The 25,159-nt window shown below is 64.5% G+C and carries 23 protein-coding genes; 10 read left to right on the forward strand and 13 right to left on the reverse strand.

Annotated features, from left to right (window positions below):
- Positions 1-14: 14 nt before the first annotated feature.
- The 5 genes from FFS60_RS12085 to FFS60_RS12105 form a co-directional block, all read right to left on the reverse strand.
- Positions 15-1,907 carry a GGDEF domain-containing protein gene (locus FFS60_RS12085; RefSeq protein WP_137822102.1) on the reverse strand — a complete coding sequence of 631 codons (1,893 nt, stop codon included), beginning with the start codon at positions 1,905-1,907 and terminating at the stop codon, positions 15-17.
- Positions 1,904-2,782 (reverse strand): endonuclease/exonuclease/phosphatase family protein, encoded by an 879-nt coding sequence (locus FFS60_RS12090; protein ID WP_028627090.1) that lies wholly within the window; start codon positions 2,780-2,782, stop codon positions 1,904-1,906. Before FFS60_RS12090 ends, FFS60_RS12085 begins: the two co-directional genes overlap by 4 nt.
- A 16-nt stretch (positions 2,783-2,798) precedes the next feature.
- The gene (locus FFS60_RS12095; RefSeq protein WP_028627089.1) at positions 2,799-3,431 is read right to left on the reverse strand and encodes a thiol:disulfide interchange protein DsbA/DsbL; all 633 of its coding nucleotides are present in this window, start codon (positions 3,429-3,431) and stop codon (positions 2,799-2,801) included.
- Positions 3,432-3,573: 142 nt separating this feature from the next.
- A complete protein-coding gene (locus FFS60_RS12100; RefSeq protein ID WP_028627088.1) occupies positions 3,574-4,179 on the reverse strand; it encodes a cytochrome c in 606 nt (201 codons plus the stop codon).
- A 51-nt stretch (positions 4,180-4,230) separates the two neighbouring features.
- Positions 4,231-4,521, reverse strand: coding sequence for a cytochrome c5 family protein (locus tag FFS60_RS12105; RefSeq protein WP_028627087.1), 291 nt, complete (start codon positions 4,519-4,521; stop codon positions 4,231-4,233).
- Between the two features lie 175 nt (positions 4,522-4,696).
- Between FFS60_RS12105 and yihA the strand changes: the two genes are divergently transcribed.
- Complete coding sequence (gene yihA / locus FFS60_RS12110) at positions 4,697-5,338, forward strand: ribosome biogenesis GTP-binding protein YihA/YsxC (RefSeq protein WP_028627086.1); 642 nt, start codon at positions 4,697-4,699, stop codon at positions 5,336-5,338.
- A gap of 278 nt (positions 5,339-5,616) precedes the next feature.
- On the opposite strand, the gene polA is transcribed toward yihA, so the two are convergent.
- A complete protein-coding gene (gene polA, locus FFS60_RS12115) occupies positions 5,617-8,364 on the reverse strand; it encodes a DNA polymerase I (protein ID WP_137822103.1) in 2,748 nt (915 codons plus the stop codon).
- 74 nt (positions 8,365-8,438) lie between these two features.
- Here polA and FFS60_RS12120 point away from each other — a divergent pair, with 74 nt between their 5' ends.
- Entirely contained in the window at positions 8,439-8,720 is a 282-nt protein-coding gene (locus tag FFS60_RS12120) for a DUF2782 domain-containing protein (protein ID WP_028627085.1), read from the forward strand.
- 31 nt (positions 8,721-8,751) lie between these two features.
- On the forward strand, positions 8,752-9,702 hold the full coding sequence (locus tag FFS60_RS12125) for a homoserine kinase (protein WP_028627084.1): 951 nt from the start codon (positions 8,752-8,754) through the stop codon (positions 9,700-9,702).
- Between the two features lie 60 nt (positions 9,703-9,762).
- Here FFS60_RS12125 and FFS60_RS12130 read toward each other — a convergent pair whose 3' ends face one another.
- From FFS60_RS12130 to FFS60_RS12140, 3 genes are all read right to left on the reverse strand, one after another.
- Positions 9,763-10,449: an NrdJb gene (locus tag FFS60_RS12130; protein ID WP_028627083.1), complete on the reverse strand. Its 687-nt coding sequence runs from the start codon at positions 10,447-10,449 to the stop codon at positions 9,763-9,765.
- Between the two features lie 16 nt (positions 10,450-10,465).
- Positions 10,466-13,729 (reverse strand): LAGLIDADG family homing endonuclease, encoded by a 3,264-nt coding sequence (locus tag FFS60_RS12135; RefSeq protein ID WP_137822104.1) that lies wholly within the window; start codon positions 13,727-13,729, stop codon positions 10,466-10,468.
- A 151-nt stretch (positions 13,730-13,880) separates the two neighbouring features.
- Positions 13,881-14,798, reverse strand: coding sequence for a metal ABC transporter solute-binding protein, Zn/Mn family (locus tag FFS60_RS12140; protein WP_137822105.1), 918 nt, complete (start codon positions 14,796-14,798; stop codon positions 13,881-13,883).
- Positions 14,799-14,862: 64 nt separating this feature from the next.
- Between FFS60_RS12140 and FFS60_RS12145 the strand changes: the two genes are divergently transcribed.
- From FFS60_RS12145 to znuB, 3 genes are read left to right on the forward strand one after another with little or no spacing between them, the layout of a single operon-like run.
- Positions 14,863-15,363 (forward strand): Fur family transcriptional regulator, encoded by a 501-nt coding sequence (locus tag FFS60_RS12145; protein WP_028627080.1) that lies wholly within the window; start codon positions 14,863-14,865, stop codon positions 15,361-15,363.
- On the forward strand, positions 15,360-16,160 hold the full coding sequence (gene znuC / locus FFS60_RS12150) for a zinc ABC transporter ATP-binding protein ZnuC (RefSeq protein ID WP_028627079.1): 801 nt from the start codon (positions 15,360-15,362) through the stop codon (positions 16,158-16,160). The genes FFS60_RS12145 and znuC overlap by 4 nt, the downstream gene beginning before the upstream one ends.
- Complete coding sequence (gene znuB / locus FFS60_RS12155; RefSeq protein WP_028627078.1) at positions 16,153-16,938, forward strand: zinc ABC transporter permease subunit ZnuB; 786 nt, start codon at positions 16,153-16,155, stop codon at positions 16,936-16,938. The genes znuC and znuB overlap by 8 nt, the downstream gene beginning before the upstream one ends.
- On the opposite strand, the gene FFS60_RS12160 is transcribed toward znuB, so the two are convergent.
- The gene (locus FFS60_RS12160) at positions 16,910-18,538 is read right to left on the reverse strand and encodes a GMC family oxidoreductase (protein ID WP_137822106.1); all 1,629 of its coding nucleotides are present in this window, start codon (positions 18,536-18,538) and stop codon (positions 16,910-16,912) included. The two genes, znuB and FFS60_RS12160, sit on opposite strands and share 29 nt — an antisense overlap.
- Positions 18,539-18,738: 200 nt before the next feature.
- Between FFS60_RS12160 and FFS60_RS12165 the strand changes: the two genes are divergently transcribed.
- The 4 genes from FFS60_RS12165 (at position 18,739) to FFS60_RS12180 (ending at position 22,250) form a co-directional block, all read left to right on the forward strand.
- Positions 18,739-19,584: a PA5502 family lipoprotein gene (locus tag FFS60_RS12165; RefSeq protein WP_137822107.1), complete on the forward strand. Its 846-nt coding sequence runs from the start codon at positions 18,739-18,741 to the stop codon at positions 19,582-19,584.
- Between the two features lie 164 nt (positions 19,585-19,748).
- The gene (locus tag FFS60_RS12170; protein WP_028627075.1) at positions 19,749-20,756 is read left to right on the forward strand and encodes a methionine ABC transporter ATP-binding protein; all 1,008 of its coding nucleotides are present in this window, start codon (positions 19,749-19,751) and stop codon (positions 20,754-20,756) included.
- Positions 20,756-21,421 carry a methionine ABC transporter permease gene (locus FFS60_RS12175; RefSeq protein ID WP_028627074.1) on the forward strand — a complete coding sequence of 222 codons (666 nt, stop codon included), beginning with the start codon at positions 20,756-20,758 and terminating at the stop codon, positions 21,419-21,421. The genes FFS60_RS12170 and FFS60_RS12175 overlap by 1 nt, the downstream gene beginning before the upstream one ends.
- A gap of 52 nt (positions 21,422-21,473) precedes the next feature.
- A complete protein-coding gene (locus FFS60_RS12180) occupies positions 21,474-22,250 on the forward strand; it encodes a MetQ/NlpA family ABC transporter substrate-binding protein (protein ID WP_137822108.1) in 777 nt (258 codons plus the stop codon).
- Positions 22,251-22,533: 283 nt separating this feature from the next.
- Here the strand turns inward: FFS60_RS12180 and FFS60_RS12185 are convergent, their stop codons facing one another.
- From FFS60_RS12185 to FFS60_RS12195, 3 genes are read right to left on the reverse strand one after another with little or no spacing between them, the layout of a single operon-like run.
- Positions 22,534-23,169, reverse strand: a complete 636-nt coding sequence (locus FFS60_RS12185) for an SCO family protein (protein ID WP_137822109.1) — start codon at positions 23,167-23,169, stop codon at positions 22,534-22,536.
- Positions 23,166-24,071 (reverse strand): heme o synthase, encoded by a 906-nt coding sequence (cyoE, locus tag FFS60_RS12190; RefSeq protein ID WP_137822110.1) that lies wholly within the window; start codon positions 24,069-24,071, stop codon positions 23,166-23,168. Before cyoE ends, FFS60_RS12185 begins: the two co-directional genes overlap by 4 nt.
- A gap of 23 nt (positions 24,072-24,094) precedes the next feature.
- Positions 24,095-25,141 (reverse strand): heme A synthase, encoded by a 1,047-nt coding sequence (locus tag FFS60_RS12195; RefSeq protein WP_137822111.1) that lies wholly within the window; start codon positions 25,139-25,141, stop codon positions 24,095-24,097.
- Positions 25,142-25,159: the final 18 nt, after the last annotated feature.

The following is a 25,159-nucleotide window of genomic DNA, read 5'->3' on the forward strand; positions in this document are numbered from 1 at the left end:
GTACCCGAACCCGCTCAGCCTGGTTCTGGCAGCCCTTGCGGATCGGGTTCGTTGTGTCCGGCTGACGGCTTCGCGAGCGCCAGTTCGATGCGGTTGCGACCCTGACGCTTGGCGCGGTAGAGCGCCTGGTCGGCACGCTGGAATGCGGCGTCGCTGGGCTCACCCGCGAACAGTGCAGTGAGACCGGCGGAAAGGGTGATCGACACCCGCTCGCCCTTGAAGTGAAAAGGACAGACTTCGATGGCCAGGCGCAGGTTGTCTAGCAATTGCCGGCCACCTTCCATGGGCGTCGAGGGCAACAGCAAGACGAACTCTTCACCGCCGAAGCGGGCGATGAAGTCGGTCTTGCGCAGGCGCCGGCTGAGTTCGCCGGCAATGATCTTCAATACCTTGTCGCCGGCCAGGTGGCCGAAGCCGTCATTGATCCGTTTGAAGTGATCGATGTCGATCACCGCCAGCAGCAGGTCACCGCCATAGCGCTGCTGCCGGGCCAGCTCGATTTCCAGCCGCTCGTTCCAGGCCGCACGGTTGGGCAGGCCGGTGAGGGGGTCTTGCAGGGCCTTCTGGCGCTGGACTTCGAGGTTGTCGTGGAAGGTCTTGGCTTCTTCTTCCATGGTCGCCACCCGCGTCATCAGCGCCTGCAGACGTTCACCCACTTCGTGCTCGCGGGTCGTACGCTGTTGCTGGTAGCGGTTCATGGTGTCGAGCAGACCGTCCAGGCGCTGCTCCAGGCTCTGTTTCAGGTGGTCGAGGTCAGTGGCGTCCTGCACGCTGGCCTGCAGGCCGCTGACCTGCTCGCGCAGCTGGTCGTCCAGGGCGCGGGCATTGCCCAACGACTCGGCATAGCCTTCCTGGGCCGCGCTGAGGTGCTCGAGGAACAGCACCAGGCGCTGGTTGAGCTGCTTGAGGTAGCCGGCGAACTCACGATGACCGCTGTCGGTTACGGCCAGCACCAGCACGCCGAGGTCGTCCAGCACCGGTACCAGCTCGTACCAGTTGAGACCGCCTTCCAGGCGCTGGCGCAGCGCCACGGCCTGGGGCTGGTGATGCTCGGGCAGGTCCAGCTCGTCGAGCAGTGAGCGCAGGCTGTCGGCTACATGGGGGGCGATGGCGCTGTATCCCGGCTCCGGCGGGGCGGGCAAGGCATATTCGGGGTCGCCTTCGCCGGTGAGGATGGCGGCGGCCAATGGCAGGCTGTCCAGTACGCTGCTCCGTACAGGAGCAGCCGGGACCACCCGCGGCTGTAAGGCTTCGACAGGAGCAGGCGACTGCGGCGGGGGAGCCGGCGGGGTGTCGTCGCGCGCGGCTGTAAGTTCGGCTTCGCGGGGTACCACGGACGGCGTGGCGGGCACCGGGGTGGCTTCGGCCGGCATCTCGTCCCGACCGCTGCCGAACAGGCGCTGCAGCAGCCCCGGCTTGACGACTGTCGCGTGGTCGCTGGACAACGCCTGCAGAGCCTGGCCCTGGAGTACGCCCAGCTCAGCCAGCAGTGCCGGCATTTCGCGCGAATGGCGCGCGCGTTCGTCGATCCTTTTCGCGAACTGCTTGAGGCTCTTGCGCACCTCCCGCGGCAAGTCGAGTGCAAGCATGCGGTCGGCAATGCCAGTGAGGGCGCTGACGTTCTGTTCGATTCGCTGCTGACGGCGCTGCTCGGAGTCCAGCACGGCCTTTTCCAGTCGCGGGATCAGGGCCGAGAGGCCGGCGTCCATCTGATCGCTACGGATAATTTCGCGCAGCTCTTGCATGCACAGGTCGACCGCCTTGTCGGAACCCTCGGCCGCCAGGGAACTGCGCACCAGGCCGCGACGCAGCAAGTCGAGGCGGGCGTCCCAGCGCTTCTCGATCTTCTCCTGCTGCTCGAGGTTTTCCAGGTATTTGGCTTTCCAACGCTGGGCGTCGTCGCTCATGCAGGGATTCCGCGCTTGGGTTCGCTGAGGGTAAGAGGCAGATCGGCCCGCAGTTCGTCGGGCAGGCGTATGTCCACCGCCACCGGCAGGTGGTCGGAGATCGGCTGGCTGAGTACTGCCACTCGCTCCAGGGTCAGGCTGGGGCTGAGCAGGATGTGGTCGAGGCAGCGTTGCGGGCGCCAGCTGGGGAAGGTCGCTTCGACCTGCGGGGCCAGGAGGCCGAGGTCGCGTAGGGGCGAGAACTCCAGCAGGTCGTTGGCGTGGGTGTTCATGTCGCCCATCAGCACCAGGTGGCGGTATCCGCTCACCAGCTCGCGGATGTAGGCCAGTTGGCGGGTGCGGGTTCGGGCGCCGAGGGACAGGTGCATCATCACCACGGCGAGCGCATCGCGCCCCTTGCCGAAGCGCATCAGGATCGCGCCACGGCCGGGCGGCCCCGGCAGCGGGTGGTCTTCCAGCAGGTTGGGTTGCAGGCGACTGAGCAGGCCATTGCTGTGCTGGGCGATGCGCCCGAGATTGCGGTTGAGCTGCTGGTACCAGTAGGGGAAGTCGCCAAGCTGGGCGAGGTGCTCGACCTGGTTGATGTAACCGGAGCGGATGCTGCCTCCGTCAGCCTCCTGCAGGGCGACCAGGTCGTAGTCGCCGAGCAGGGCGCCGATGCGCTGGAGGTTCCCCGCGCGCCCGTTGTGCGGCAGCAGGTGCTGCCAGCCACGGGTCAGGTAGTGATGGTATCGCTCGGTGCTGATACCGACCTGGATGTTGAAACTGAGCAAACGCAAGCGGCCATCAGCAGGCAGCTTGCCTTTGTCACTATGGGGGTTCACCCGTGCATCGCACGAGCTCGCCGCCCGTTCACCCACCCAGCGTCTGAGCATCGGGCGAATGCGCCGCTTACTTCGCGGCGCGCTCCTTCTCGATCAGGTGTTCGGCGACCTTGAGGGTCTGCTCCGGACCACCCGAGGAGCTGATGTCGAAACGGTACTTGCCGTTGACCACCAGGGTCGGCACGCCAGTGATCTGGTAGGCCATGGCCAGCTTCTTGGCCTTTTCCATCTGGCTCTTCACGCCAAAGGAGTTGTAAGCCTTGAGGAAGGCGTCCTTGTCCACACCTTGAGCGGCGAGGAACTCGGCCATTTCATCCGGGGTGGCCAATTTCTTGCCTTCCTTGTGGATGGCTTCGAACACGGCTTTGTGCACCTGATGTTCGACCTTCATGCTTTCGAGGGCGATGAACAGCTGGCCGTGGACGTTCCACAGGCCGCCGAACATGGCAGGAATACGAACGAAGTTGACGTCTTCCGGCAGCTTCTCGGCCCAGGGGTTGAGCGTCGGTTCGAACTGGTAGCAGTGCGGGCAGCCGTACCAGAACAGCTCCACCACTTCGATCTTGCCCGGAACGGATACCGGAACCGGGCTGCTCAGCTCGACATACTGCTTGCCGGCCTCGATGTCGTCAGCCTGGACGGCGCTCATGCCCAGCAGGCTGGCACCGGCAAGAACGGCGGAAAGGATCAGGTTACGCATGCTTCACTCCTTGAGGGGTAATGGGACCGCAGGGGCGATGATTCGACCTGCGGCAATGCGGCGGGTTCCGGCCATTGTAACGGGCCTGGGAACGAAAAAGGGTGGCCTAAGCCACCCTCTTTCCGGTTCCAGACATCGACCCTTAGTGTAGGCCCTGGATGTAGCTGGACACCGCCTCGATGTCCTTGTTGCTGAGCTTGGCCGCGATGCCGCGCATGATCATGCTGTCGCCATCGTTGGTGCGGTTGCCTTCGCGGAAATCGGTCAGCTGCTTGGCCACGTACTGGGCATGCTGGCCACCCAGATGCGGGAAGCCGGCGGCCGCGTTGCCGGAGCCGTCAGGAGCGTGGCAGCCGGTGCAGGCGGGCATGCCCTGTTCGAGCTTGCCGCCGCGGAACAGCGCTTCGCCACGAGCGACCACTTTCGGATCGGCGGCGCCAACGCTGCCTTTCTGGCTGGCGAAGTAGGCGGCGATGTCAGCCAGATCCTGATCGCTGAGGTTGTTCAGCAGACCGGTCATTTCCAGCACGGTGCGGTTACCGGCCTTGATGTCCTTCATCTGCTTGATCAGGTAGCGCTCGCCCTGGCCAGCCAGTTTCGGGAAGTTCGGGGCGGCACTGTTGCCATCCGGGCCATGGCAGGCACCGCAGACAGCGGCTTTGGCCTGGCCAGCCTTGGCGTCACCAGCGGCGTGGGCCATGCCGGTGATGCCAAGGGTCAACAGCAGACTCACGATTACTTTGTTCATCAGCTAATCCAACTACGGCTAAAGGGTAAAGGTGTTATGCGCCGGGCTACTTTATTGGCTCATCCACTGGATGACGGCCTTGTAGTCCTCGGCACTGCAATCCATGCACAGGCCTTTCGGCGGCATGGCGTTCAAACCATTGGTGACGCTCTGCACCAGAGTGTCCATGCCCTTGGCCATGCGCGGTTCCCAGGCAGCCTTGTCGCCTTTCTTCGGCGCCATCGGCAGCTGACCACTATGACAGGCGGCGCAGGCCCGGTTGAAAACCGCTTCCGGATCCTGAGCTGCTTGCGCGGCGAAGGACAGCGCCGCAAGGCTAGCGACGAGCAGTATTTTCTTCATGATCAACCTCATCGGAGGGCATTGCCGCGCATTCTGTCGTGCGTCGGTCGCTGCCGTGGACACCAGACCCTGGGGGATAAAGCGCACACTAAATCCGCGGCATTATATACTGGCGATGCATAAACGGAAACGAAACCGCCCTCTGCGACACCGCGTCGCACCCCTTGGATTCCCCATGTCATTGAAGAACCCCATCCTCGGTCTGTGCCAACAGGCCCGCTTTCTCATCAGTGCCGCCAAGGTCGACCAGTGCCCGCCGGATAACGGCCTGGAAGTGGCTTTTGCGGGCCGTTCCAACGCCGGCAAATCGAGTGCGCTGAACACCTTGACCCACGCCAGCCTGGCGCGCACCTCGAAAACACCGGGACGCACCCAGCTGCTGAACTTTTTCTCCCTGGACGAAGACCGTCGCCTGGTGGACCTGCCGGGCTACGGTTATGCGAAGGTGCCGATTCCCCTCAAGCAGCACTGGCAGCATCACCTGGAGGCCTATCTCAGCAGCCGCGAAAGCCTCGCCGGCCTGATCCTGCTGATGGACATCCGTCACCCGCTGACGGACTTCGACCGCCTCATGCTGGACTGGTCCAGCGCCGGCAACATGCCGATGCACATCCTCCTGACCAAAGCCGACAAGCTGGCCTTCGGTGCGGCGAAGAACGCGCTGCTCAAGGTGCGTCAGGAAATCCGCAAGGGTTGGGGCGACGGTGTGTCCATCCAGCTCTTCTCGGCGCCCAAGCGCCAGGGCATCGAAGAAGCCCATGCCGTGCTCGCGCACTGGCTGCAGCTGGACCTGGAAGAAGGCGAGGCCGAAGCCTGAATCGCAGGCAAAAAAAACCCCGGACTTCGTATGGGGAGGGGGAAGTTCGGGGTTTAAGTCTGAACCGCTAGGGCGGGGTTCAGATATCTGCCAACACTAAACACAGCAAAAGGAGCATCGAAAGGCTTCACCAGCCATTCAGTTGTGTGACTCCCCCGTCTCGCAGAAAGTTCAGACTGATTATCAAAACAGTTTGCTATGAAAATAATCCTGTTTATTCGATCAGGAACTAAGCATCTGTTTCATGCCTGAAACAGATGCTCGCCCCGAGGACGCACTCAGTGCGCCTCGTCCCAGTTGTCACCCACGCCCACTTCCACGACCAGCGGCACGTCCAGCTCGGCGGCACCGCTCATGAGCGAACGAATCCGTTCGCTCACCTGCGCCACCAGGTCCTCCCGCACTTCCAGCACCAGTTCGTCGTGAACCTGGAGGATGACGCGGGCATCCAGACCGCTTTCCTGAAGCCAGTCGTCCACAGCGACCATGGCGCGTTTCATGATGTCCGCCGCGGTGCCTTGCATCGGTGCGTTGATCGCAGTGCGCTCGGCACCTTTGCGCATGGCCTGGTTCTTCGAGTGGATTTCCGGCAGATACAGGCGACGACCGAACAGGGTCTCGACGAAGCCCTGCTGCGCGGCCTGCTCACGGGTGCGTTCCATATAGGCCAGCACGCCGGGGTAGCGGGCGAAATAGCGATCGATGTAGGCCTGGGCCTCTTTGCGGTCGACGCCGATCTGCTTGGCCAGGCCGAAGGCGCTCATTCCGTAGATCAGGCCGAAGTTGATCGCCTTGGCACTGCGACGCTGGTTGTTGCTGACTTCGTCCAGCGGCACGCCGAAGACCTCGGAGGCGGTGGCGCGGTGAACGTCGCGATCGTGGCGGAAAGCATCCAGCAGGCCTTCATCCTTGGCCAGGTGAGCCATGATGCGCAGCTCGATCTGCGAGTAGTCCGCCGCCAGCAGCTTGTAGCCCTTGGGCGCGACGAAGGCCTGGCGGATGCGACGCCCCTCGGCGGTGCGGATCGGGATGTTCTGCAGGTTCGGGTCGGTCGACGACAACCTCCCGGTGGCTGCTACCGCCTGATGGTAGGACGTGTGGATGCGCCCCGTGCGCGGGTTGATCTGCTCCGGCAGCTTATCGGTGTAGGTGCTCTTGAGCTTGCTCAGGGAGCGGTACTGCATGATCACCTTGGGCAGTTCGTAATCCTGCTCGGCGAGGTCCGCAAGCACGTTCTCGGCGGTGGACGGTTGGCCGGTCGCGGTCTTGGCCAGCACCGGCAGACCGAGCTTCTCGTAGAGAATGGCACCGAGCTGCTTGGGCGAGCCGAGGTTGAATTCCTGCCCGGCCAGGTCATAGGCCTGGCGTTCCAACGCCACCATCTTTTCACCCAGTTCCAGGCTCTGCTGGCCCAACAGCTTGCCGTCGACATAGGCGCCATTGCGCTCGATGCGCGCAAGCACCGGCACCAGCGGCATCTCGATCTCCTTCAGTACCTTGGCCAGGGACGGGATGGCTTCCAGCTTCTGCCAGAGCGTCTGGTGCAGGCGCAGGGTGACGTCGGCATCTTCGGCCGCGTAAGGGCCAGCCTGTTCGAGGGCGATCTGGTCGAAGGTCAGCTGTTTGGCGCCCTTGCCCGCAATGTCCTCGAAACGGATGGTGCTGTGGCCCAGGTACTTGAGGGCCAGGCTGTCCATATCGTGGCGGGTGGCCGTAGCGTCCAGCACGTAGGACTCGAGCATGGTATCGAAGGCGATGCCCTGCACGATGATGGGCGTTGAAGCGTTGGCCAGGACGTTCATGTCGTACTTGGCGTGCTGGCCGACCTTGGCCTTGCCCAGGTCTTCCAGCAGCGGCTTGAGGGCCTTGAGAACGGCGTCGCGGTCCAGCTGCGCCGGCACGCCCATGTAGCTGTGGGCGAGCGGAACATAGGCGGCTTCCCCTGCCTCGACGGCGAAGGACACACCTACTACCTGCGCCTGCTGGGCGTCGATGCTGGTGGTCTCGGTGTCGAAAGCAAAGAGCGGCGCGGCTTCAAGCTTCTTCATCCAGGCGTCGAACTGCGCTTGCTCCAGCACGATCTCGTAGCGCTTCTCGGCCTCGGCCACCGGCGCTTCTTCCAGCGCGAGCTGCTCGCCACTGGACTTGGCCTGGCGTTGCAGATCATCCAGCCAGGTCTTGAATTCCAGGATGCGATAGAGCTCGGCGAGGGATTCGCGGTCCGGCTCGCCGGGGTGCAGGGAGTCGATTTCGACGTTCAATTCTACGTCGCACTTGATGGTGGCCAGTTTGTAGGACAGGTAGGCCATGTCCTTGTGCTCTTCGAGCTTGGCCGGCAGGCCCTTGGCGCCACGAATCGGCAAGGCGGGCACCTTGTCCAGGCTGGCGTAGAGCACGTCGAGCCCCCCGCCCACACCAGTGAGCAGGCCGAGGGCGGTCTTCTCGCCGACGCCGGGCACGCCCGGAATGTTGTCGACCTTGTCGCCCATCAGCGCCAGGTAATCGATGATGAGTTCAGGACCGACACCGAATTTCTCCTTCACGCCATCCACGTCCAGCGTGCTACCGGTCATGGTATTGACCAGCGTAATGTGCCCGTCGACCAGTTGCGCCATGTCCTTGTCACCGGTGGAGATCACCACCGGGCGGCCGTCCGCGGCGCTCTGCCGGGCCAGGGTGCCGATCACGTCGTCGGCTTCCACGCCTTCCACGCAGAGCAGCGGCAGGCCGAGGGCACGGACGCTGGCGTGCAGCGGCTCAACCTGCACCCGCAACTCGTCCGGCATCGAGGGACGATTGGCCTTGTACTCGGCGAACATCTCATCGCGGAAGGTGCCGCCCTTGGCGTCGAAGACCACCGCGAAGGGGCTGTCCGGATACTGCCGACGCAGGCTCTTGAGCATGTTCAGCACACCTTTGACCGCACCCGTGGGCAAGCCGGCGGAGGTGGTCAGCGGCGGCAGGGCATGGAAGGCGCGGTACAGATAGGAGGATCCGTCCACCAGGACGAGGGGAGCTTGGCTCATGCGTGAAATCAACCTTTATTCACCGGACCCGAAGTAGAATGGACCGATCATTGACGAGAAGGGACAAGGTTACCATGCGCGCACTGAACCGCCTTTTGCTGGCCGGCCTGCTGGCCGTCGCTCCAGTCGCCTCGTACGCCGCCGACGAGCCATCCGGGGAACCGGACGTCACCATCCGCCAGGAAGGCGACAAGACCATCCAGGAATACCGCGTCAACGGTTTCCTCTACGCCATCAAGGTGACTCCGAAGGGCGGCAAGCCGTACTTCCTGGTTCGTGCCGATGGCGAAAGCAACTTCGTCCGCTCGGACAACCCCGACATGCTTATCCCCGCGTGGGAAATCTTCAGCTGGTAGCGCACACGCAACCCCGTAACAAGGTAGTCCAATGTCCGTATTCACTCCGCTCGAACGTCCGGAACTGGAAGCTTTCCTCGCCCCTTACGGGCTGGGTCGGCTGAAGGACTTCCAGGGCATTGCCGAAGGCTCCGAGAACAGCAACTTCTTCGTCAGCCTGGAACAGGGTGAATACGTGCTCACGCTGGTTGAGCGCGGGCCGAGCCACGACCTGCCGTTCTTCATCGAACTGCTCGACGTGCTTCACGACGCGAACCTGCCGGTACCCTTCGCCCTGCGTACCGAAAGCGGTGAAGCCCTGCGTGAGCTGGCAGGCAAGCCGGCGTTGTTGCAACCGCGCCTACCGGGTAAGCATGTGCACCAGCCCAATGCCCATCACTGCGCGGAAGTCGGCAGCCTGTTGGCGCGCCTGCACCTGGCCACCCGCGAGCGGGTGCTGGAGCGCAAGAGCGATCGCGGACTGGACTGGATGCTCAATGAAGGCCCGTCGCTGGCATTGCAACTGGACGAGCACGCGCTGCCGCTGCTGCGCGATGCGCTGAAGGAAATTGCCGAGGTGAAGCAGCGCTTCCTCGCCCTGCCACGCGCCAACCTGCACGCCGACCTGTTCAAGGACAACGCGCTGTTCGACGGCACCCACCTGTCCGGGGTTATCGACTTCTACAACGCATGCGCAGGTCCCATGCTCTATGACCTTGCCATCTGCCTGAACGATTGGTGCTCGGACGCCGACGGTCGCCTCGACGCCCCCCGCGCCCGCGCCCTGCTCGGTGCCTATGCCGCACTGCGGCCGTTCACCGCCGCCGAAGCCGAACTCTGGCCGACCGCACTGCGCATTGCCTGCGTGCGCTTCTGGCTGTCCCGCCTGATCGCCGCCAACACCTTCGCCGGGCAGGACGTGCTGATCCACGATCCCAATGTGTTCCAGATGCGGCTGGCGCACCGGCAGAAGGTCGAGCTGCCGCTGCCGTTTGCGCTCTAACGCCGGGCCGGATCCGCGTTTCGTAGGGGCGAATTCATTCGCCCCAACAAGGTTCCAGGCTCACCCACACTTCGAGTGCCCACAGTTGAGGCAGGTCGCGCAGCCGTCCATCTGCACCACCGCCTGCGTGCTGCATTTGCCGCAGAGTTGGGCGCCGGGCGGGAAACCCTCGCCCGGCTCGGCGGTGGAGGTGCCCAGGCTGGCTTCGTAGGCGGCACGCTTTTCGGCGAGGTAGAGCTTGTGCTCCTCGTCCAGCTTCTGGCCTTCCATCAGGCCGATGGCCACCAGGTGGCGCTCCAGCACGGCACCGATCTCGGCCACCAGCGACGGCATGTAGACGCCTCCACGCTTGAGGTAGCCTCCACGCGGATCGAACACGGCCTTCAGTTCTTCCACCAGGAAGGTGCAATCGCCGCCCTTGCGGAACACCGCCGACATGATGCGGGTGAGTGCGACTATCCACTGGAAGTGCTCCATCCCCTTGGAGTTGATGAAGATCTCGAAGGGCCGGCGCTGCTCGAAGGCGGTGCCCGGGTTGAGCACGATGTCATTGATGGTCACGTAGAGCGCGTGCTCGAACAGCGGCGACTTGATCTTGTAGGTGGCGCCGACCAAGGTCTCCGGGCGCTGCAGGGTCTCGTCCATCTGCACCACGGCTGCCGCTTCCTCGGCCGCCTTGCGGGCCTTTTCCTGGTCCAGGTCCACCAGGCTGAAGCCCTTGATCTTCTTCTCGATCTTGATGGTCATGGCGGCCTCCGACCGTTCAGTACTTGCCGTAATAGCCTTCCTTCAACGCCTCGAAGAGATTGGCGGCGGTATGCACTTCGCCGTCGTACTCCACTTCCTCGTTACCGCGCAGCTCCACCTGGGTGCCGTCCTCCAGCTCGAAGCGGTAGACGGTCCTTTCCAGGTCCGCATCCTTCACCAGCACGCCCTGGAAGGCGGCCGGATTGAAGCGGAAGGTGGTGCAGCCCTTGAGACCCTGGCGCCAGGCCTGGAGGTAGATGTCCTTGAACTCTTCGAAGGGAAAATCCGTGGGCACGTTGGCAGTCTTGGAAATGGAGGAGTCGATCCACTTCTGCGCCGCCGCCTGCATCTCTACGTGCTCGGCTGGGCTGATGTCGTCGGCGCTGACGAAGTAGTCCGGCAGGCGCTGTGCCGAATGCTCGGCATCGGGCCGCGCCTGGCTGTTGACCAGTGCGCGGTATGCCAGCAGCTCGTAGCTGCGCACCTCGATCTTCTCCTTGGTCTTGCGCCCGGGGCGGATCAGGTTGCGTGAATACTGATGGGCATAGCTCGGCTCGATGCCGTTGGAGGCGTTGTTCGCCAGGCTCAGGCTGATGGTCCCGGTGGGCGCGATAGAGCTGTGGTGGGTGAAGCGCGCGCCCACCTCCGCCAGCTCGGCCACCAGCTCTGGCGCATGCTCGGCGATGCGCTGCATATAGCGGGAATAGCGGGCATGAAGGATGCGGCCGGGCACCCTGTCTCCGACCCGGTAGCCGTCGTCCACCATCTCCGGACGTTTGCGCAACATGGCGGCGGTCACGTCATAGTCCCGGGCCAGGACGGGGGCCGGGCCTTTCTCCCGGGCCAGCTCCAGGGCGACCTGCCAACCGGCCAGGGCCATCTCCCGCGCAACCTCTTCGGTGAACACACAGGCCTCGGTGCTGCCATAGCGCAACCTGAGCAGCGCCAGGGCAGAGCCCAGGCCGAGGAAGCCCATGCCATGACGACGTTTGCCAAGGATCTCTTCGCGCTGTTGCTCAAGCGGCAAGCCATTGATCTCCACCACGTTGTCGAGCATCCGGGTGAACACCCGCACCACGGCGCGGAAACGCTCCCAGTCGAAATGGGCGTCTTCACTGAAGGGCTCCTCGACGAAAGCCGTGAGATTGATCGAGCCGAGCAGGCAGGAGCCATAGGGTGGGAGGGGCTGTTCGCCGCAATTGTGCGCATGCAAGCCATTGCCATCGAAGGCATTGATACCGGGAACACTTGCGTCGAAGACCGGCTCCTCTGTGCACTCGTCCAAGGCCTCCACCGTGGCGATGAAGCGCTGACGATTGGGGGCACGCTGGTAGCCGGCGAGGGCGGTTTCAAGCCGTTGCGCCTTGTTCCGGTCGGCAAAGCCGATCAGCTCGGCATAGCGCACCAGGGATTCGCCGCTGATCACCAACTCGTGCTGAGCCTGGGTGTGATAGAGCGCCTGACCGCCGCGACCATCGGGTAAATAACGCTCTCCGACTGGCCGTCGCTCGCGGTAGAGGGTAGAGACGACGCCCAGGCGAAGCAGGATGCGCTGTACGGTCTGCAGGCGCGCCAGATCGGACTGCGCCAAGCGGAGGGATACGCCCTTTTCCTGCATCCCCTGGACGGAACCGTCGGCATCGAAAAAGCCTCGCAGGAAGCCACGGCAAGCGTCGCTGGAAAGGCGCTCCAGGTTCGGGGTGAGGCACCTGTCCCCGGGCTTCATGCCCAGGGAATAAGCAAGGTCCCGCAGGGCCGCGGACTTCATCCGCCACTCGCCACGCCCGCTTACGGCCACCCACCCGGAAAAGTCCGCCCTGTGACCCAACCGACGGATACAGCGTAGCGCTTCGTCCATCAGTGAACGGTCGATGCCGCAGTCGTTTTCCGCAGCGGCCAACGGCCAGGCGGAGAGAATCGCCGCATCCGCCTTGAGGGTGCCGTCCCCCACCAACAGCCCCAGAAGGTAGCCCTCGTCCTGCCCGAGATCCCCTGGCCAGACGGCGTTGGCGCGGTGATCGGCAAGCAATACCTGGTCGCCGGGTCGCAACTCGCTGGCGGCGCACCACTGGGTTTCCAGGCGCCAGCGAGTGGTTGCGGTGACCCTGCGCACGCGGTGATCGGCGGTCAGGCGCAGTTGATATCCCTCGCGAGTACGCAGGGCCAACACGGGTCGAATACCGGTCTGGAAGAAACCCTGAGCAGTGGACGGATAGTCGACACCGTCGACCCGTGCACAGAAGGGCTTGCCCAGCAATTCACGCACCTGGCGCGGTCCCTCCGCGGTATGCACCCAGGTATCCGCGGTGACACAAGGATTGGTCGCGCGGATCGCCTCGCACCACCAGTTGTTGTTCAGCTCGTTGACCCGGTCGATGAGGATGAAGCCTGGCTCCGCGAAATCGTAGGTGGAGACCATGATCATGTCCCACAGGTGCCGGGCCTGGACGCGACCGTAGACCTTGCAGGCCACGAGACCGTCCTCGCGGGTGAAGTAGCCGTCGTGCACCGGCCAGTCGCGCCAGATCACCTGGGCAGAGTCGCCGAAGTCCAGCTCATCACGCTCCTTGGGGTGTACCGGGTAGAGCAGGGGCCATTCAGTGTCGTTCTCCACCGCGTGCATGAACGCGTCGCTGACCAGCAGGCTGAGGTTGAACTGGCGCAGGCGGCCATCCTCGCGCTTGGCGCGAATGAACTCGCGCACGTCCGGGTGGCAGACGTCGAAGGTACCCATCTGCGCGCCGCGGCGGCCGCCAGCGGAGCTCACGGTGAAGCACATCTTGTCGTAGATATCCATGAAGGACAGCGGCCCGCTGGTCTGCGCGCCAGACCCGGAAACGTACGCGCCACGCGGGCGCAAGGTGCTGAACTCGTAGCCGATGCCGCAGCCGGCCTTGAGGGTCAACCCGGCTTCGTGGACCTTGCCGAGGATGTCGTCCATGGAGTCGCGGATGGTGCCGGAAACCGTGCAGTTGATAGTCGAGGTGGCGGGCTTGATGTCCTGGGCGCCGGCATTGGAGATGATTCTTCCGGCAGGAATGGCACCGTTGCGCAGGGCCCAGAGGAAGCGTTCGTACCAATGCTCGCGAGCCGCGGTGTCGGCCTCCACCTCGGACAGCGCACGAGCCACGCGCTGCCAGGTGGCGTCCGGGGTGAGATCGATAGGTGTACCGTCCTTGTGCTTGAGGCGGTACTTGCTGTCCCAGATATCCTCCGACGCCGCCTGCAAGGCGATGCCATGGCTGCCCTGAACCTGCTTGGGCGCTCCCGTCCTGGCCATCCGCTGCCCTCCTTCAATGAAGAGTCCAGACTAGTCTGACCACGAATGCCGGCCGCTGATTCGCATCAAAGCGGCCCGCGGCCCCTCTTTCACCTTAGCAGGCACTGCCGACCACCCACGCAAGGTGGGCTGCAGCCCACCCTTGGAGCGGTTACAGCGCTTCCAGGCAGCCGGCGAGGCCATCGCCGAGGTTCTGCAACAGGGTCTCGTAACCATTGGCCGCGACCGGTGCATTCATGCCCAGGGCATCCAGCTCGGCCAAGCGCACTTGCAGGCCGACGGTCAGGGTGTCGGCGAGGCGCGGGCGCACCGGCGGTTCGCTGAACACGCAGCTCGGACCGGCTTTCTGCAGGCGTTCACGCATGGCGGCGATATGGCGGGCGCCGGGCTGCACTTCACTGGCCACGCTAAAGACGCCGGCATGGCGCAGGCCATAGGCTGCCTCGAAGTAGTCGAAGGCTTCGTGGAAGACGAAGAACGGCTTACTGGAAACCTTGGCCATGCGTGCCTTGAGGCGGGCGTCGAGCTGGTCGAGGCGGCCTTCGAATGCTTTCAGGTTGGCCTGGTAGCGGGCGGTGTTGGCCGGATCGGCAGCGGCAAGATCGGCGGCCATGCGCGCGGCGATCACCCGGGCATTGGCCGGCAGCAACCAGAGGTGCGCGTCCAGGGAGCCCGGACGGTGGTCATGGTCGTGCTCGTGTTCATCGTGGCCCTCCTCTTCATGCTTGTCGTGAGGGGCTTCGAAGTGGCGGAGTTGCATGCCAGGAAGCTCCTGCAGCACCACGTTGGGCTTGTCGCGCCCCTGCAGCACTCGAGGCAGGAAGCCTTCCAGGTCCGGGCCAACCCAGTAGAACAGATCCGCCTCGCGTACCCGACGTACGTCGGATGGGCGCAAGGCGTACTGGTGCGGCGAGGCGCCGGGGGGCAACAGCACGTCGGGCTGGCCGGCGCCGTCCTGCACGGCGGCAGCGATCAGTTGCAGCGGTTTGATGCTGGTCAGCAGGCGCACGTCGGCCTGGGCCGACAGGGCGCAAGCGCTGAGGAACAGGGAGACGAATAGACGGAACACGGCACAGACTCGGCGGCAAAAGAGTAATAGAATAACGTCTCTTTCCCCAAACGTCGCCGCCACCATGCTCAAGCCGATCAGCGTGAAAGCTCCCCTGGCCTGCCGCCCCCACGACCACTCCCATTGCGTGTCCAATGCCCTGGCCGAAGCCGATGCCATCTGCAGCCGCGAGGGCCTGCGCCTGACCACCCTGCGCAAACGCGTGCTGGAACTGGTCTGGCAGAGCCACAAGCCACTAGGTGCCTACGACATCCTCGGCGTGCTGGCTGAAGAAGACGGTCGCCGCGCGGCGCCGCCCACCGTTTACCGTGCCCTGGACTTCCTGCTGGAGAATGGCCTGGTACACCGCATCGCTTCGCTCAACGCCTTCGTCGGCTGCAACCATCCGGGTGATGCCCACCAGGGCCAGTTCCTCATCTGCCGCAACTGCCAGACCGCCATCGAGCTGGAGCAATCCAGCATCAGCCAGGCCATCGTCGACAGCGCCAAGTCCGTCGGCTTCGTCGTCGAAGGCCAGACCGTGGAGGTTGTCGGTCTCTGCGCCAGCTGCCAGGTGGCCGCATGAGCGATGTGCTAATCCGCCTGGACAAAGTCGGCGTCGACTTCGCCGGCCAGCCGGTGCTGCAGGACGTTCACCTGGCGGTGAAGGCAGGGGAGATCGTCACCCTGATCGGCCCCAACGGCGCCGGCAAGACCACGCTGGTACGCACCGTGCTCGGCCTGCTCAAGCCCGACAGCGGCGAGGTATGGCGCAAGCCGCGCCTGCATATCGGCTACATGCCGCAGAAGCTCCAGGTGGACGCGACGCTGCCTCTGACCGTACTGCGCTTCCTGCGCCTGGTGCCGGGCGTGGACCGCACGAAGGTGCTCGCGGCCCTGGACGAAGTCGGCGCCACCCAGGTCATCGACAGCCCGCTGCAAACCATCTCCGGCGGCGAGCTACAGCGCGTACTGCTGGCCCGCGCGCTGCTGCGCGAGCCTGAACTGCTGGTGCTGGACGAGCCGGTGCAAGGCGTCGACGTCGCCGGCCAGGCCGAGCTCTACCGCCTGATCACCCGCCTGCGCGACCGCCACGGCTGTGGCGTGCTGATGGTCTCCCACGACCTGCACCTGGTGATGAGCACCACCGACCAGGTGGTCTGCCTGAACCGCCACGTCTGCTGCTCCGGCCACCCGGAACAGGTCAGCTTCGATCCGGCCTTCGTCGAGCTGTTCGGCCAGGATGCCAAGAGCCTGGCCGTCTACCACCACCATCACGACCATGCCCACGACCTGCATGGCGAAGTGGTGAAGACGCCCTTCCCCAGCGGCACCCGTTTCACTCCCGTCCACAAGCACGGCCCCGACTGCAACCATGGCTGATTTCCTGCTCAACGCCCTGCTCGCCGGCCTCGCCCTGGCCCTGGTGGCCGGCCCCCTCGGTTCCTTCGTGGTCTGGCGGCGCATGGCCTATTTCGGCGACACCTTGTCCCACGCTGCGCTGCTCGGTGTGGCCCTCGGCCTGATGCTGGACGTCAGCCCGACCCTGGCCGTAACCGTCGGCTGTGTGCTGCTTGCCCTGTTGCTGGTGACCCTGCAACAGCGCCAGCCGCTGGCCTCAGACACACTGCTGGGCATCCTCGCTCACAGCACACTGTCACTCGGCCTGGTGGTGCTGAGCTTCATGAGCGAAGTGCGCATCGACCTGATGGCCTACCTGTTCGGCGACTTGCTGGCAGTGAGCCGCACCGACCTCTACTGGATCCTCGGCGGCAGTGCCCTGGTGCTGCTGGTGCTGATCCCCATGTGGAGGCCGTTGCTGGCGATCACCGTGCACGAGGAGCTGGCGCGGGTCGAGGGCCTGCCGGTGGCGGCGATCCGTCTTGCCCTGATGCTGCTGATCGCCATCGTCATCGCCGTGGCCATGAAGATCGTCGGCGTACTGCTGATCACATCATTGCTGATCATTCCGGCAGCGGCGGCCCAACGCCACGCCCGCAGCCCTGAACAGATGGCCCTGGGTGCCAGCCTGCTGGGCCTGGTGGCCGTATGCGCGGGCCTCGCGCTGTCCTGGTTCAAGGACACGCCGGCCGGCCCGTCCATCGTGGTTTCTGCCGCCAGCCTGTTCCTGTTCAGCTTTGCCCTGCCGCGGCGCGCCTGAGGTCGGCAAGCACCAGGGACGCGGCCTTCTCCGCGATCATCAACGTCGGTGAGCAGGTGTTGCCGGAGACGATCTCCGGCATCACCGAGGCATCGGCGATGCGCAATCCCGGCACCCCGTGCACCTTCAGCTCGGCGTCTACCACGGCCTCACGCCCCTGACCCATGCGGCAGGTGCCTACCGGGTGGAAGATGGTGGTGCCGATCTGGCCCGCCGCCTCATACAGCTCCTTTTCGCTTTGCAGCGCCGAACCTGGCAGGTACTCTTCCGGCCGATAGCGCGCCAGGGCCGGTGCGGCTGCAATGCGCCGGGTCAGGCGGATGGCGTCGGCGGCCACGCGCAGATCCTCGACGTGACTCAGGTAGTTGGGCTGGATCAGCGGCGGAGCCTTGGAATCCACGGAGCGGATATCCACTCGACCGCGACTCCGTGGACGCAGGTTGCACACCGAAGCGGTGAAGGCGGGGAAGGGGTGCAGCGGCTCACCGAAGCGCTCCAGGGACAACGGCTGCACGTGGTACTCGAGGTTCGCCCGCGCCTGCTCCGGACCTGAGCGAACGAAGGCACCCAACTGGCTCGGCGCCATGGCCAGCGGCCCGCTGCGGCTGGCCAGATAATGCAGCCCCATGCCCAGCTTGCCCCACAGGCTGCCCGCCATCTGGTTCAGGGTCGGCACACCGGACACCTTGAAGATCAGCCGAAGCTGCAAGTGGTCCTGCAGGTTGCCACCCACTCCGGCCAGTTCATGTCGCACACCGACTCCGAGGCGCTCCAGCAATGGCCTGGGGCCGATCCCTGAACGTTGCAGCAGCATGGGCGAACCGACCGCTCCGGCACAGAGAATCACCTCTCGCCTCACGCGAAACTCCTGCTGCAGACCCTCCCAGCGTCCCGACACACCCACCGCGCGGCCTTGCTCCAGCAGCAGGCGATGCACCTCGACGCCCGTCCGAACCGTCAGGTTCGGTCGCTGCAGGACTGGTCGCAGGAAAGCCTTGGATGCGTTCCAGCGCACGCCGCTGCGTTGGTTGACCTGGAAATAGCCACAGCCCTGGTTGTCGCCGGTGTTGAAGTCTTCCACCGGGGCGATGCCGCATTCACCGGCGGCCTGGCGGAACGCATCGAGGATTTCCCACGACAGCCGCTGGCGCTCCACTCGCCATTCGCCGGTGTCATTGTGGAACTCACTGGCGCCGGCGAAGTGGTTCTCGCTCTTGCGGAACAATGGCAGCACGTCGTCCCAGCTCCAGCCCGGATTGCCCAGCTCGGCCCAGCGGTCGTAGTCGGCTGCCTGGCCGCGCATGTAGATCATCCCGTTGATCGAGGAACTGCCGCCCAGCACCCGACCACGCGGGTAGCCCAGGCTGCGGCCGTGCAGGCCGGGCTCTGCCTCAGTGCGAAAGCACCAGTCCGTGCGCGGGTTGCCGATGCAATAGAGGTAGCCGACCGGGATATGAATCCAGGGATAGCTGTCGCGACCGCCAGCCTCCAGCAGCAATACGCGCACGCTTGGATCGGCCGAGAGCCGATTGGCCAACAGGCAACCGGCCGGGCCGGCGCCGACGATGAGGTAGTCGAACTCCTGGTGGACTGGGTACATGGCACTCCTCGCCGTTCCTGTCGTTATGGCCAGCCATCTTGCAGCAACTCCGGGCCGGACAGGAGCCGCGAAAGGTCCGCAAGGCCGGTCAGATGCCTCCAGAAATGCCATCCTCGCGGCCGATTTGCCCCTACTTTTTGTCCTGAACAGTGCCGCCGTGTAGAATCGCGCGTTTTTTGAGCAATCAGAGACCCGCCGGAATGAAGCTGTTCGCCACTCGTTGCCTGCCCGTTGTCGCCTTTTCCCTGCTGTTGGCTGCCTGCCAGACCGTCCAGCAAGTGGCCGACGTACCAACGGACGAACTGGTTAGCAGCTTCCGCCAACTTGACCAGGACCTGTCCGAAGGCAAGCTCACCGAGGCCGAAGGCCGCCTCAAGGGCCTGGAAAGCACCGCCGCTGGCGATACTCGCCTTGAGCAATACCAGCGTCAGCTTGCCGAAGCCTGGCTGAAGCGCGGCCAGGCCGCACTGCAGCAAGGCGACCTGGACACTGCCGCCAAGGCGCTCAGCCATGCCCGCAGCCTGCTGCCCCAGGCCCCCGCCTTGGCCACCGGCCTGGACGGTGCCCTCGACAAGGCCCGTGAAGCGGCCGAAGCCCGTGCCGAGCAAACCCGTCGCGCCGCCGAGGCCGCAACCGCCAAGGAAAATGCGGCACGCCTGGAGCAGGCCCGCCAACTGCGCGAAGCCACCGAGCGCCAGGCCGCCGCCATCCAGGCGAACACCACACTGCCCAACGCCCCCGAGGGTGAGAAACCCGTCGTCCAGGCCGCCAAGCCGCTGCGCGCCCTGACGCCGCTGGTGGAAATGCCGCAACTCGACCGTGACGACAACGAGAACCTGCGTCGCCTGCTCGATGGTGTGGCCGCCGATATCGTCGCCCACGATTGTGCCGTGCAGATTCAGGTGCGCGAGGCCAAGGACTACCCCTGGGTCGCCGCCCTGTTGTCGGCACGGGTGAAGAAACTCGACCCCGGCTTCAAGGCGCAGTACAGCCAGGCCCTGAAGCCCGATCAGGTACCTCGCCTGGTACTCAGCCCCCGCCACTGAACGCCCCTGCGGGGTGGCGACTAGACTGCAGAAGATCCGCCTGTCGCTTATTCCCTATTGCTATAGCCATAGGTCCAGAAAGATTTTCTGTGCCTATGTACCAACAGGTAAACTTGCCGGTTTTTAGCCGATCCGGCTAACGACGAACCCACAAGGTTTCCGCAGTGATCGAATTTCATAACGTCCACAAGGCGTACCGCGTCGAAGGCCGCGAAATCCCAGCCCTGCAGCCGACCGACCTGGCCATCCAGAGTGGCGAAGTGTTCGGCCTGATCGGCCACTCGGGCGCCGGCAAGAGCACCCTGCTGCGCTTGATCAACCGCCTGGAAGAGCCCTCCGGCGGTCGCATCGTCATCGATGGCGAAGACATCACCGCCCTCGACAGCGAAGGCCTGCGCCGCTTCCGTCAGCGCGTAGGGATGATCTTCCAGCACTTCAACCTGCTGTCGTCCAAGACCGTGGCCGATAACGTCGCCCTGCCACTCAAGCTGGCCGGCGAACTGTCGCGCAGCGAGATCGATCGCCGCGTTGCCGAACTGCTCGCCCGCGTCGGCCTCAGCGACCATGCGCGCAAGTACCCGGCACAGCTTTCCGGCGGCCAGAAGCAGCGCGTCGGCATCGCCCGCGCGCTGGCTACCCAGCCGAAGATCCTGCTCTGCGATGAAGCCACCAGCGCCCTCGACCCGCAGACCACCGCCTCGGTTTTGCAGCTGCTGGCCGAGATCAACCGTGAACTGAAACTCACCATCGTCCTCATCACCCACGAGATGGATGTAATCCGTCGGGTCTGCGACCGCGTGGCAGTCATGGATGGTGGCGTGATCGTCGAGCAAGGTGCGGTGGCCGATGTGTTCCTGCATCCCCGACACGCCACCACCCAGCGCTTCGTGCTCGAGGACGAGCAAGTGGACGAGGGTGAGCAGCGCGATGACTTCGCCCACGTCGCCGGCCGCATCCTGCGCCTGACCTTCCGCGGCGAAGCGACCTACTCCCCGCTGCTGGGCACCGTCGCGCGCCAGACCGGCGTTGACTACAGCATCCTTGCCGGGCGCATCGACCGCATCAAGGACACCCCCTATGGCCAGCTGACCCTGGCCCTGACCGGCGGCGACATTGACGCCGCGCTCGTCTGCTTCCGCGAGGCCGACGTGCACCTGGAGATCCTGCGCTGATGGACGCCCTGCTCGCCAATATCGACTGGTACGAAATCTGGCTCGCCACCGTCGACACCTTCCTGATGCTGGGCGGCTCGCTGCTGTTCACCGTGCTGCTCGGCCTGCCGCTGGGCGTGCTGCTGTTCCTCACCGGCCCGCGCCAGCTGTTCGAACAGAAAGCCGTGTACGGCCTGCTGTCACTGCTGGTCAACGTGCTGCGCTCGCTGCCCTTCATCATCCTGCTGATCGTGATGATTCCCTTCACCGTGTTCATCACCGGCACCTCCCTGGGCGTCGCCGGCGCCATCCCGCCGCTGGTGGTCGGTGCCACACCGTTCTTCGCGCGCCTGGTGGAAACCGCCCTGCGCGAGGTGGACCGCGGCATCCTCGAAGCGACCCAGGCGATGGGTGCCACCACCCGGCAGATCATCGTCAACGCGCTGCTACCGGAAGCGCGGCCGGGCATCTTCGCCGCCATTACCGTCACGGCCATCACCCTGGTGTCCTACACCGCGATGGCGGGTGTGGTGGGCGCGGGCGGCCTGGGCGACCTGGCCATCCGCTTCGGCTACCAGCGTTTCCAGACCGACGTGATGGTCGTCACCGTGATCCTACTGCTGGTACTCGTACAAATCCTGCAAACCGTCGGCGACAAGCTGGTGGTGCACTTCTCTCGTAAATGACCCAGGCCGGCGCAGACCGCGCCGCCGAATGACTTCCCACAAGGAGCCGCTCATGAAAAAACTGCTGGTGGCGTTCGCCGCCCTGACCGCCCTCTCCGCCCAGGCCGACACCCTGACAGTGGCCGCCACCCCGGTGCCCCACGCAGAGATCCTCGAATTCATCAAGCCACAGCTGGCCAAAGAAGGCGTGGACCTGCAGGTGAAAGTCTTCACCGACTATGTACAGCCCAACGTACAGGTCGCCGAAGGCCGCCTGGACGCCAACTTCTTCCAGCATCAGCCCTACCTCGACGAGTTCAACAAGGCCCGTCAGACCAAGGTGAAACTGGTGTCCGTGGTGGGCGTGCACGTCGAGCCCTTCGGCGCTTACTCCAGCAAGGTGAAATCCCTGGCCGAACTGCCCGAAGGCGCCCAGGTGGTCATCCCCAACGACGCCACCAATGGCGGCCGTGCCCTGCTGCTGCTGGACAAGGCCGGCGTGATCAAGCTGAAGGACAACACCAGCATCACCGCCACCCCGAAGGACATCCTCGAGAACCCGAAGGGCATCAAGGTGCGCGAGCTCGAAGCCGCGACCCTGCCGCGCGTGCTGAATCAGGTTGACCTGGCGCTGATCAACACCAACTACGCCCTGGAAGCCAAGCTGAACCCCACCAAGGACGCCCTGGTGATCGAAGGTAGCGACTCGCCCTACGTGAACATCCTGGTTGCCCGCGAGGACAACAAGGCCAGCGCCGACATGCAGAAACTGGCCAAGGCCCTGAACAGCCCCGAGGTGAAGAAGTTCATCGAGGAGAAGTACAAAGGCGCCGTGGTGCCGGCGTTCTGATCACTTCGCGCTGAATGAAAAAGCCCGCTCGATTGAGCGGGCTTTTTTGTGGGTGTCGAGGTATCCGTGGGCAGCACCAACTGTAGGGGCGAACTCATTCGCTATGTCTGCATGACGTGTTGCAAGCAGCGCATGGTCCGTAGGAGCTGGCTTGCCAGCGAATGGCCCCGTTTCGCTGGCAAGCCAGCTCCTACAAGGCTCTTGGCCCGATGGTAGATCTCTCGTAACAGCTAACGCAGACATAGCCAATTCATTCGCCAAGGGCTGCGAAGCGGTCCCGAGCTCAGCCCTTCGGCGTCACCAGCCCCGGCAATTGCTCCTTGAGCTTCTGGTTGTTCAGCGGCGAGCGGATGAAACCACGCTGGGTGCCGTCCGGGCCCAGGACCACCAGGTTGCCACTGTGGTCCACGGTGTAGTTTTCCTTGCTGGTGTCAGCCGGGATGAAGGGGATGCTTACCGCATTGGAGAGTTTCTGCAGGGTCGGCAGGTCGGCGGTCAGGCCGATGAAGGCCGGGTCAAAGTAGCCCAGGTACTGCTTGAGCTGCTGCGGCGTGTCGCGGTTGGGGTCGACGCTGACGAGGATGATCTGCAGGTTGTTGCGCGCCTCCTCCGGCAGCAGGCCCTTGAGTTCGCGCATCTGCGCCAGCGTGGTGGGGCAGATGTCCGGGCAGAAGGTGTAGCCGAAGAACACCAGGCTCCACTTGTCCTTGAACTGGTCGACGCGCATCTTTTCGCCGTCCTGGTTGGTCATTTCCAGTTCCGGCAGGGTGCGGCTCTGCGGCAGCAGGACGATGCCGGCATCGAGCAATTTGGTCGGGTCGGCCTGAGCCTGGCCGGTCAGGACTTTGTGCACGGTGAGGCCAAGCACCACGGCAACCAGGGCGACGAGGACGAAGACGGTTTTCTGGATTCGGGTCATAGGTTCAGCATCAGGTAGTGGTCCACCAGCAGGGCGATGAACAGCAGGAAGAGGTAGGCGATAGAGTACTTGAAGGTCTTGATCGCGGCGTGCGGTCTGCTGTCACGGTACAGCACCCAGGCCCATTGCAGGAAGCGCGCACCCAGGGCCACCGCGCAAACCAGATAGAGCACGCCGCTCATGTGGATGGCATAGGGCAGCAGGCTCACCGCGAACATCACCAGCGTATAGAGCAGGATGTGCACCTTGGTGTAGTGCTCACCGTGGGTCACCGGCAGCATCGGGATATCGGCCTTGGCGTATTCCTCTTTGCGATGAATGGCGAGCGCCCAGAAGTGCGGAGGGGTCCAGGCGAAGATGATCAGTACCAGCAGCAGCGGTTCGGCGGACAGGTGGCCGGTGACCGCTACCCAGCCGAGGAGCGGCGGTGCGGCGCCGGCCAGGCCGCCGATAACGATGTTCTGCGGCGTGGCGCGCTTGAGGAAGCCGGTGTAGAGCACCGCATAACCCACCAGCGAAGCCAGGGTGAGCCAGGCCGTCAGTTCGTTGGTGAAGGCCAGCAGCAGGGCCTGGCCGACGAGCGCCAGGATGAAGGCGAACGCCAGGGCCGCGACCGGCGAGACACGCCCATTCACCACCGGGCGCTTCAGCGTCCGCGCCATGATCGAATCAATGCGCCGGTCCACCACATGGTTGACCGCCGCTGCTGCGCCCGCGCAGAGGCCGATGCCGAGGTTGCCGAACAGCAACACCGTCCAGGGCACGCCGGCGCGCGTGGCGAGGAACATGCCCACCAGCGAGGTGATCAGCATCAGCACCACTACCTTGGGCTTGGTCAGCTCCAGGTAGTCGCGCCAGCTGGCGTGGGCCTGGCTGTGTCCTTGGCTGAGCAGAGTGGCCATGGCGTCTCTCCTTCTTCTTGTGTTCAGGCAGGCTTGCCGGCGTGATGCCGAGCAGCCGTAGCGGACGTGTCGGCGGCCGGCGCCGGTGCACGCACCCGGTAATTCACTGAAACCAGCACCAGCAGCAAAAGGGCGCCACCGCCGTTGTGGGCGACCGCCACCGGCAGCGGCAGATGGAACAGCACATTGCTGATGCCCAGCCCCACCTGCAGGCAGAGTGCCGCCAGCAGCAGTCCGGCCAGTCGCGACAGTCCATTGCGATGGAGTTGCCAGGCAACACCCAGCAGCACGAGGGTCACGACCAGCGCACCGAGGCGGTGAGTCATGTGAATGGCGGTGCGGGCGTCGCTGTCGAGCTGGCCGCCCAGGTAGTTGGGGCCGATGTGCTGAGTCAGGTGGAAACCATTGGCGAAGTCCATCGCTGGCCACCACTCGCCGTGGCAGGTGGGCAGGTCGACGCAGGCTACCGCTGCATAGTTGGAGCTGACCCAGCCGCCCAACGCGATCTGCCCGATCACCAGTACCAGCCCCAAGGCTGCCCAGCGCCGAAGTCGGGAAGGCAGCTCGACGGCGGGGAAAGCGTTGGACAGCCGCAGACAGAGCAGCAATAACAGTGACAGGGTGGTGAAACCGCCCAACAGATGCGCGGTGACGACCTGGGGCCAAAGCTGCAGGGTCACCGTCCACATGCCGAACGCGGCCTGTGCGATCACCACGCCCACCAGCAGCAACGGCAACTTCAGTGGCTGTCCGTCGTGACCACGCTGGCGCACGGCATGGACGGCAAGGCCGAGGATCACCAGTCCCAGGGCACCGGCGAAATAGCGGTGGACCATTTCGTTCCAGCCCTTGTCGGCTTCCACCGGCGCGTGGGGGAAGTTGGCTTCGGCATGGGCCAGCTGGGCTTCGGTCTGCGGCACGGCGATGAAGCCGTAGCAGCCGGGCCAATCCGGGCAACCGAGGCCGGCATGGGTCAGGCGGGTGTAGGCGCCCAGTAGCACGACCACAACCGCCAGCAGGATGGCGAACAGCGCGAGGCGGAATCCGGGCAGGCTCTTGTACTTATCCACAGCAACCGCTCCTCACCT

The sequence above is a fragment of the Pseudomonas sp. D(2018) genome (assembly GCF_005502555.1).
Lineage (GTDB): Bacteria > Pseudomonadota > Gammaproteobacteria > Pseudomonadales > Pseudomonadaceae > Metapseudomonas > Metapseudomonas resinovorans.

Bases quoted from the DNA above. Each gene is read 5' to 3' on its own strand.
- polA (WP_137822103.1), bottom strand. From the start codon at position 8,364: ATGAGCCAAGCTCCCCTCGTCCTGGTGGACGGATCCTCCTATCTGTAC.
- FFS60_RS12130 (WP_028627083.1), bottom strand. From the start codon at position 10,449: ATGACCATCAAGATCGAGAAGAAGATCAAGGGCTTCAGCCTGGTGGAC.
- FFS60_RS12090 (WP_028627090.1), bottom strand. From the start codon at position 2,782: ATGCTCAGACGCTGGGTGGGTGAACGGGCGGCGAGCTCGTGCGATGCA.
- FFS60_RS12145 (WP_028627080.1), top strand. From the start codon at position 14,863: ATGCTCAAGCCGATCAGCGTGAAAGCTCCCCTGGCCTGCCGCCCCCAC.
- FFS60_RS12095 (WP_028627089.1), bottom strand. From the start codon at position 3,431: ATGCGTAACCTGATCCTTTCCGCCGTTCTTGCCGGTGCCAGCCTGCTG.
- cyoE (WP_137822110.1), bottom strand. From the start codon at position 24,071: ATGGCCACTCTGCTCAGCCAAGGACACAGCCAGGCCCACGCCAGCTGG.
- znuC (WP_028627079.1), top strand. From the start codon at position 15,360: ATGAGCGATGTGCTAATCCGCCTGGACAAAGTCGGCGTCGACTTCGCC.
- znuB (WP_028627078.1), top strand. From the start codon at position 16,153: ATGGCTGATTTCCTGCTCAACGCCCTGCTCGCCGGCCTCGCCCTGGCC.
- FFS60_RS12085 (WP_137822102.1), bottom strand. From the start codon at position 1,907: ATGAGCGACGACGCCCAGCGTTGGAAAGCCAAATACCTGGAAAACCTC.
- FFS60_RS12135 (WP_137822104.1), bottom strand. From the start codon at position 13,729: ATGGCCAGGACGGGAGCGCCCAAGCAGGTTCAGGGCAGCCATGGCATC.
- FFS60_RS12180 (WP_137822108.1), top strand. From the start codon at position 21,474: ATGAAAAAACTGCTGGTGGCGTTCGCCGCCCTGACCGCCCTCTCCGCC.
- yihA (WP_028627086.1), top strand. From the start codon at position 4,697: ATGTCATTGAAGAACCCCATCCTCGGTCTGTGCCAACAGGCCCGCTTT.
- FFS60_RS12105 (WP_028627087.1), bottom strand. From the start codon at position 4,521: ATGAAGAAAATACTGCTCGTCGCTAGCCTTGCGGCGCTGTCCTTCGCC.
- FFS60_RS12160 (WP_137822106.1), bottom strand. From the start codon at position 18,538: ATGTACCCAGTCCACCAGGAGTTCGACTACCTCATCGTCGGCGCCGGC.
- FFS60_RS12125 (WP_028627084.1), top strand. From the start codon at position 8,752: ATGTCCGTATTCACTCCGCTCGAACGTCCGGAACTGGAAGCTTTCCTC.
- FFS60_RS12175 (WP_028627074.1), top strand. From the start codon at position 20,756: ATGGACGCCCTGCTCGCCAATATCGACTGGTACGAAATCTGGCTCGCC.
- FFS60_RS12165 (WP_137822107.1), top strand. From the start codon at position 18,739: ATGAAGCTGTTCGCCACTCGTTGCCTGCCCGTTGTCGCCTTTTCCCTG.
- FFS60_RS12120 (WP_028627085.1), top strand. From the start codon at position 8,439: ATGCGCGCACTGAACCGCCTTTTGCTGGCCGGCCTGCTGGCCGTCGCT.
- FFS60_RS12100 (WP_028627088.1), bottom strand. From the start codon at position 4,179: ATGAACAAAGTAATCGTGAGTCTGCTGTTGACCCTTGGCATCACCGGC.
- FFS60_RS12185 (WP_137822109.1), bottom strand. From the start codon at position 23,169: ATGACCCGAATCCAGAAAACCGTCTTCGTCCTCGTCGCCCTGGTTGCC.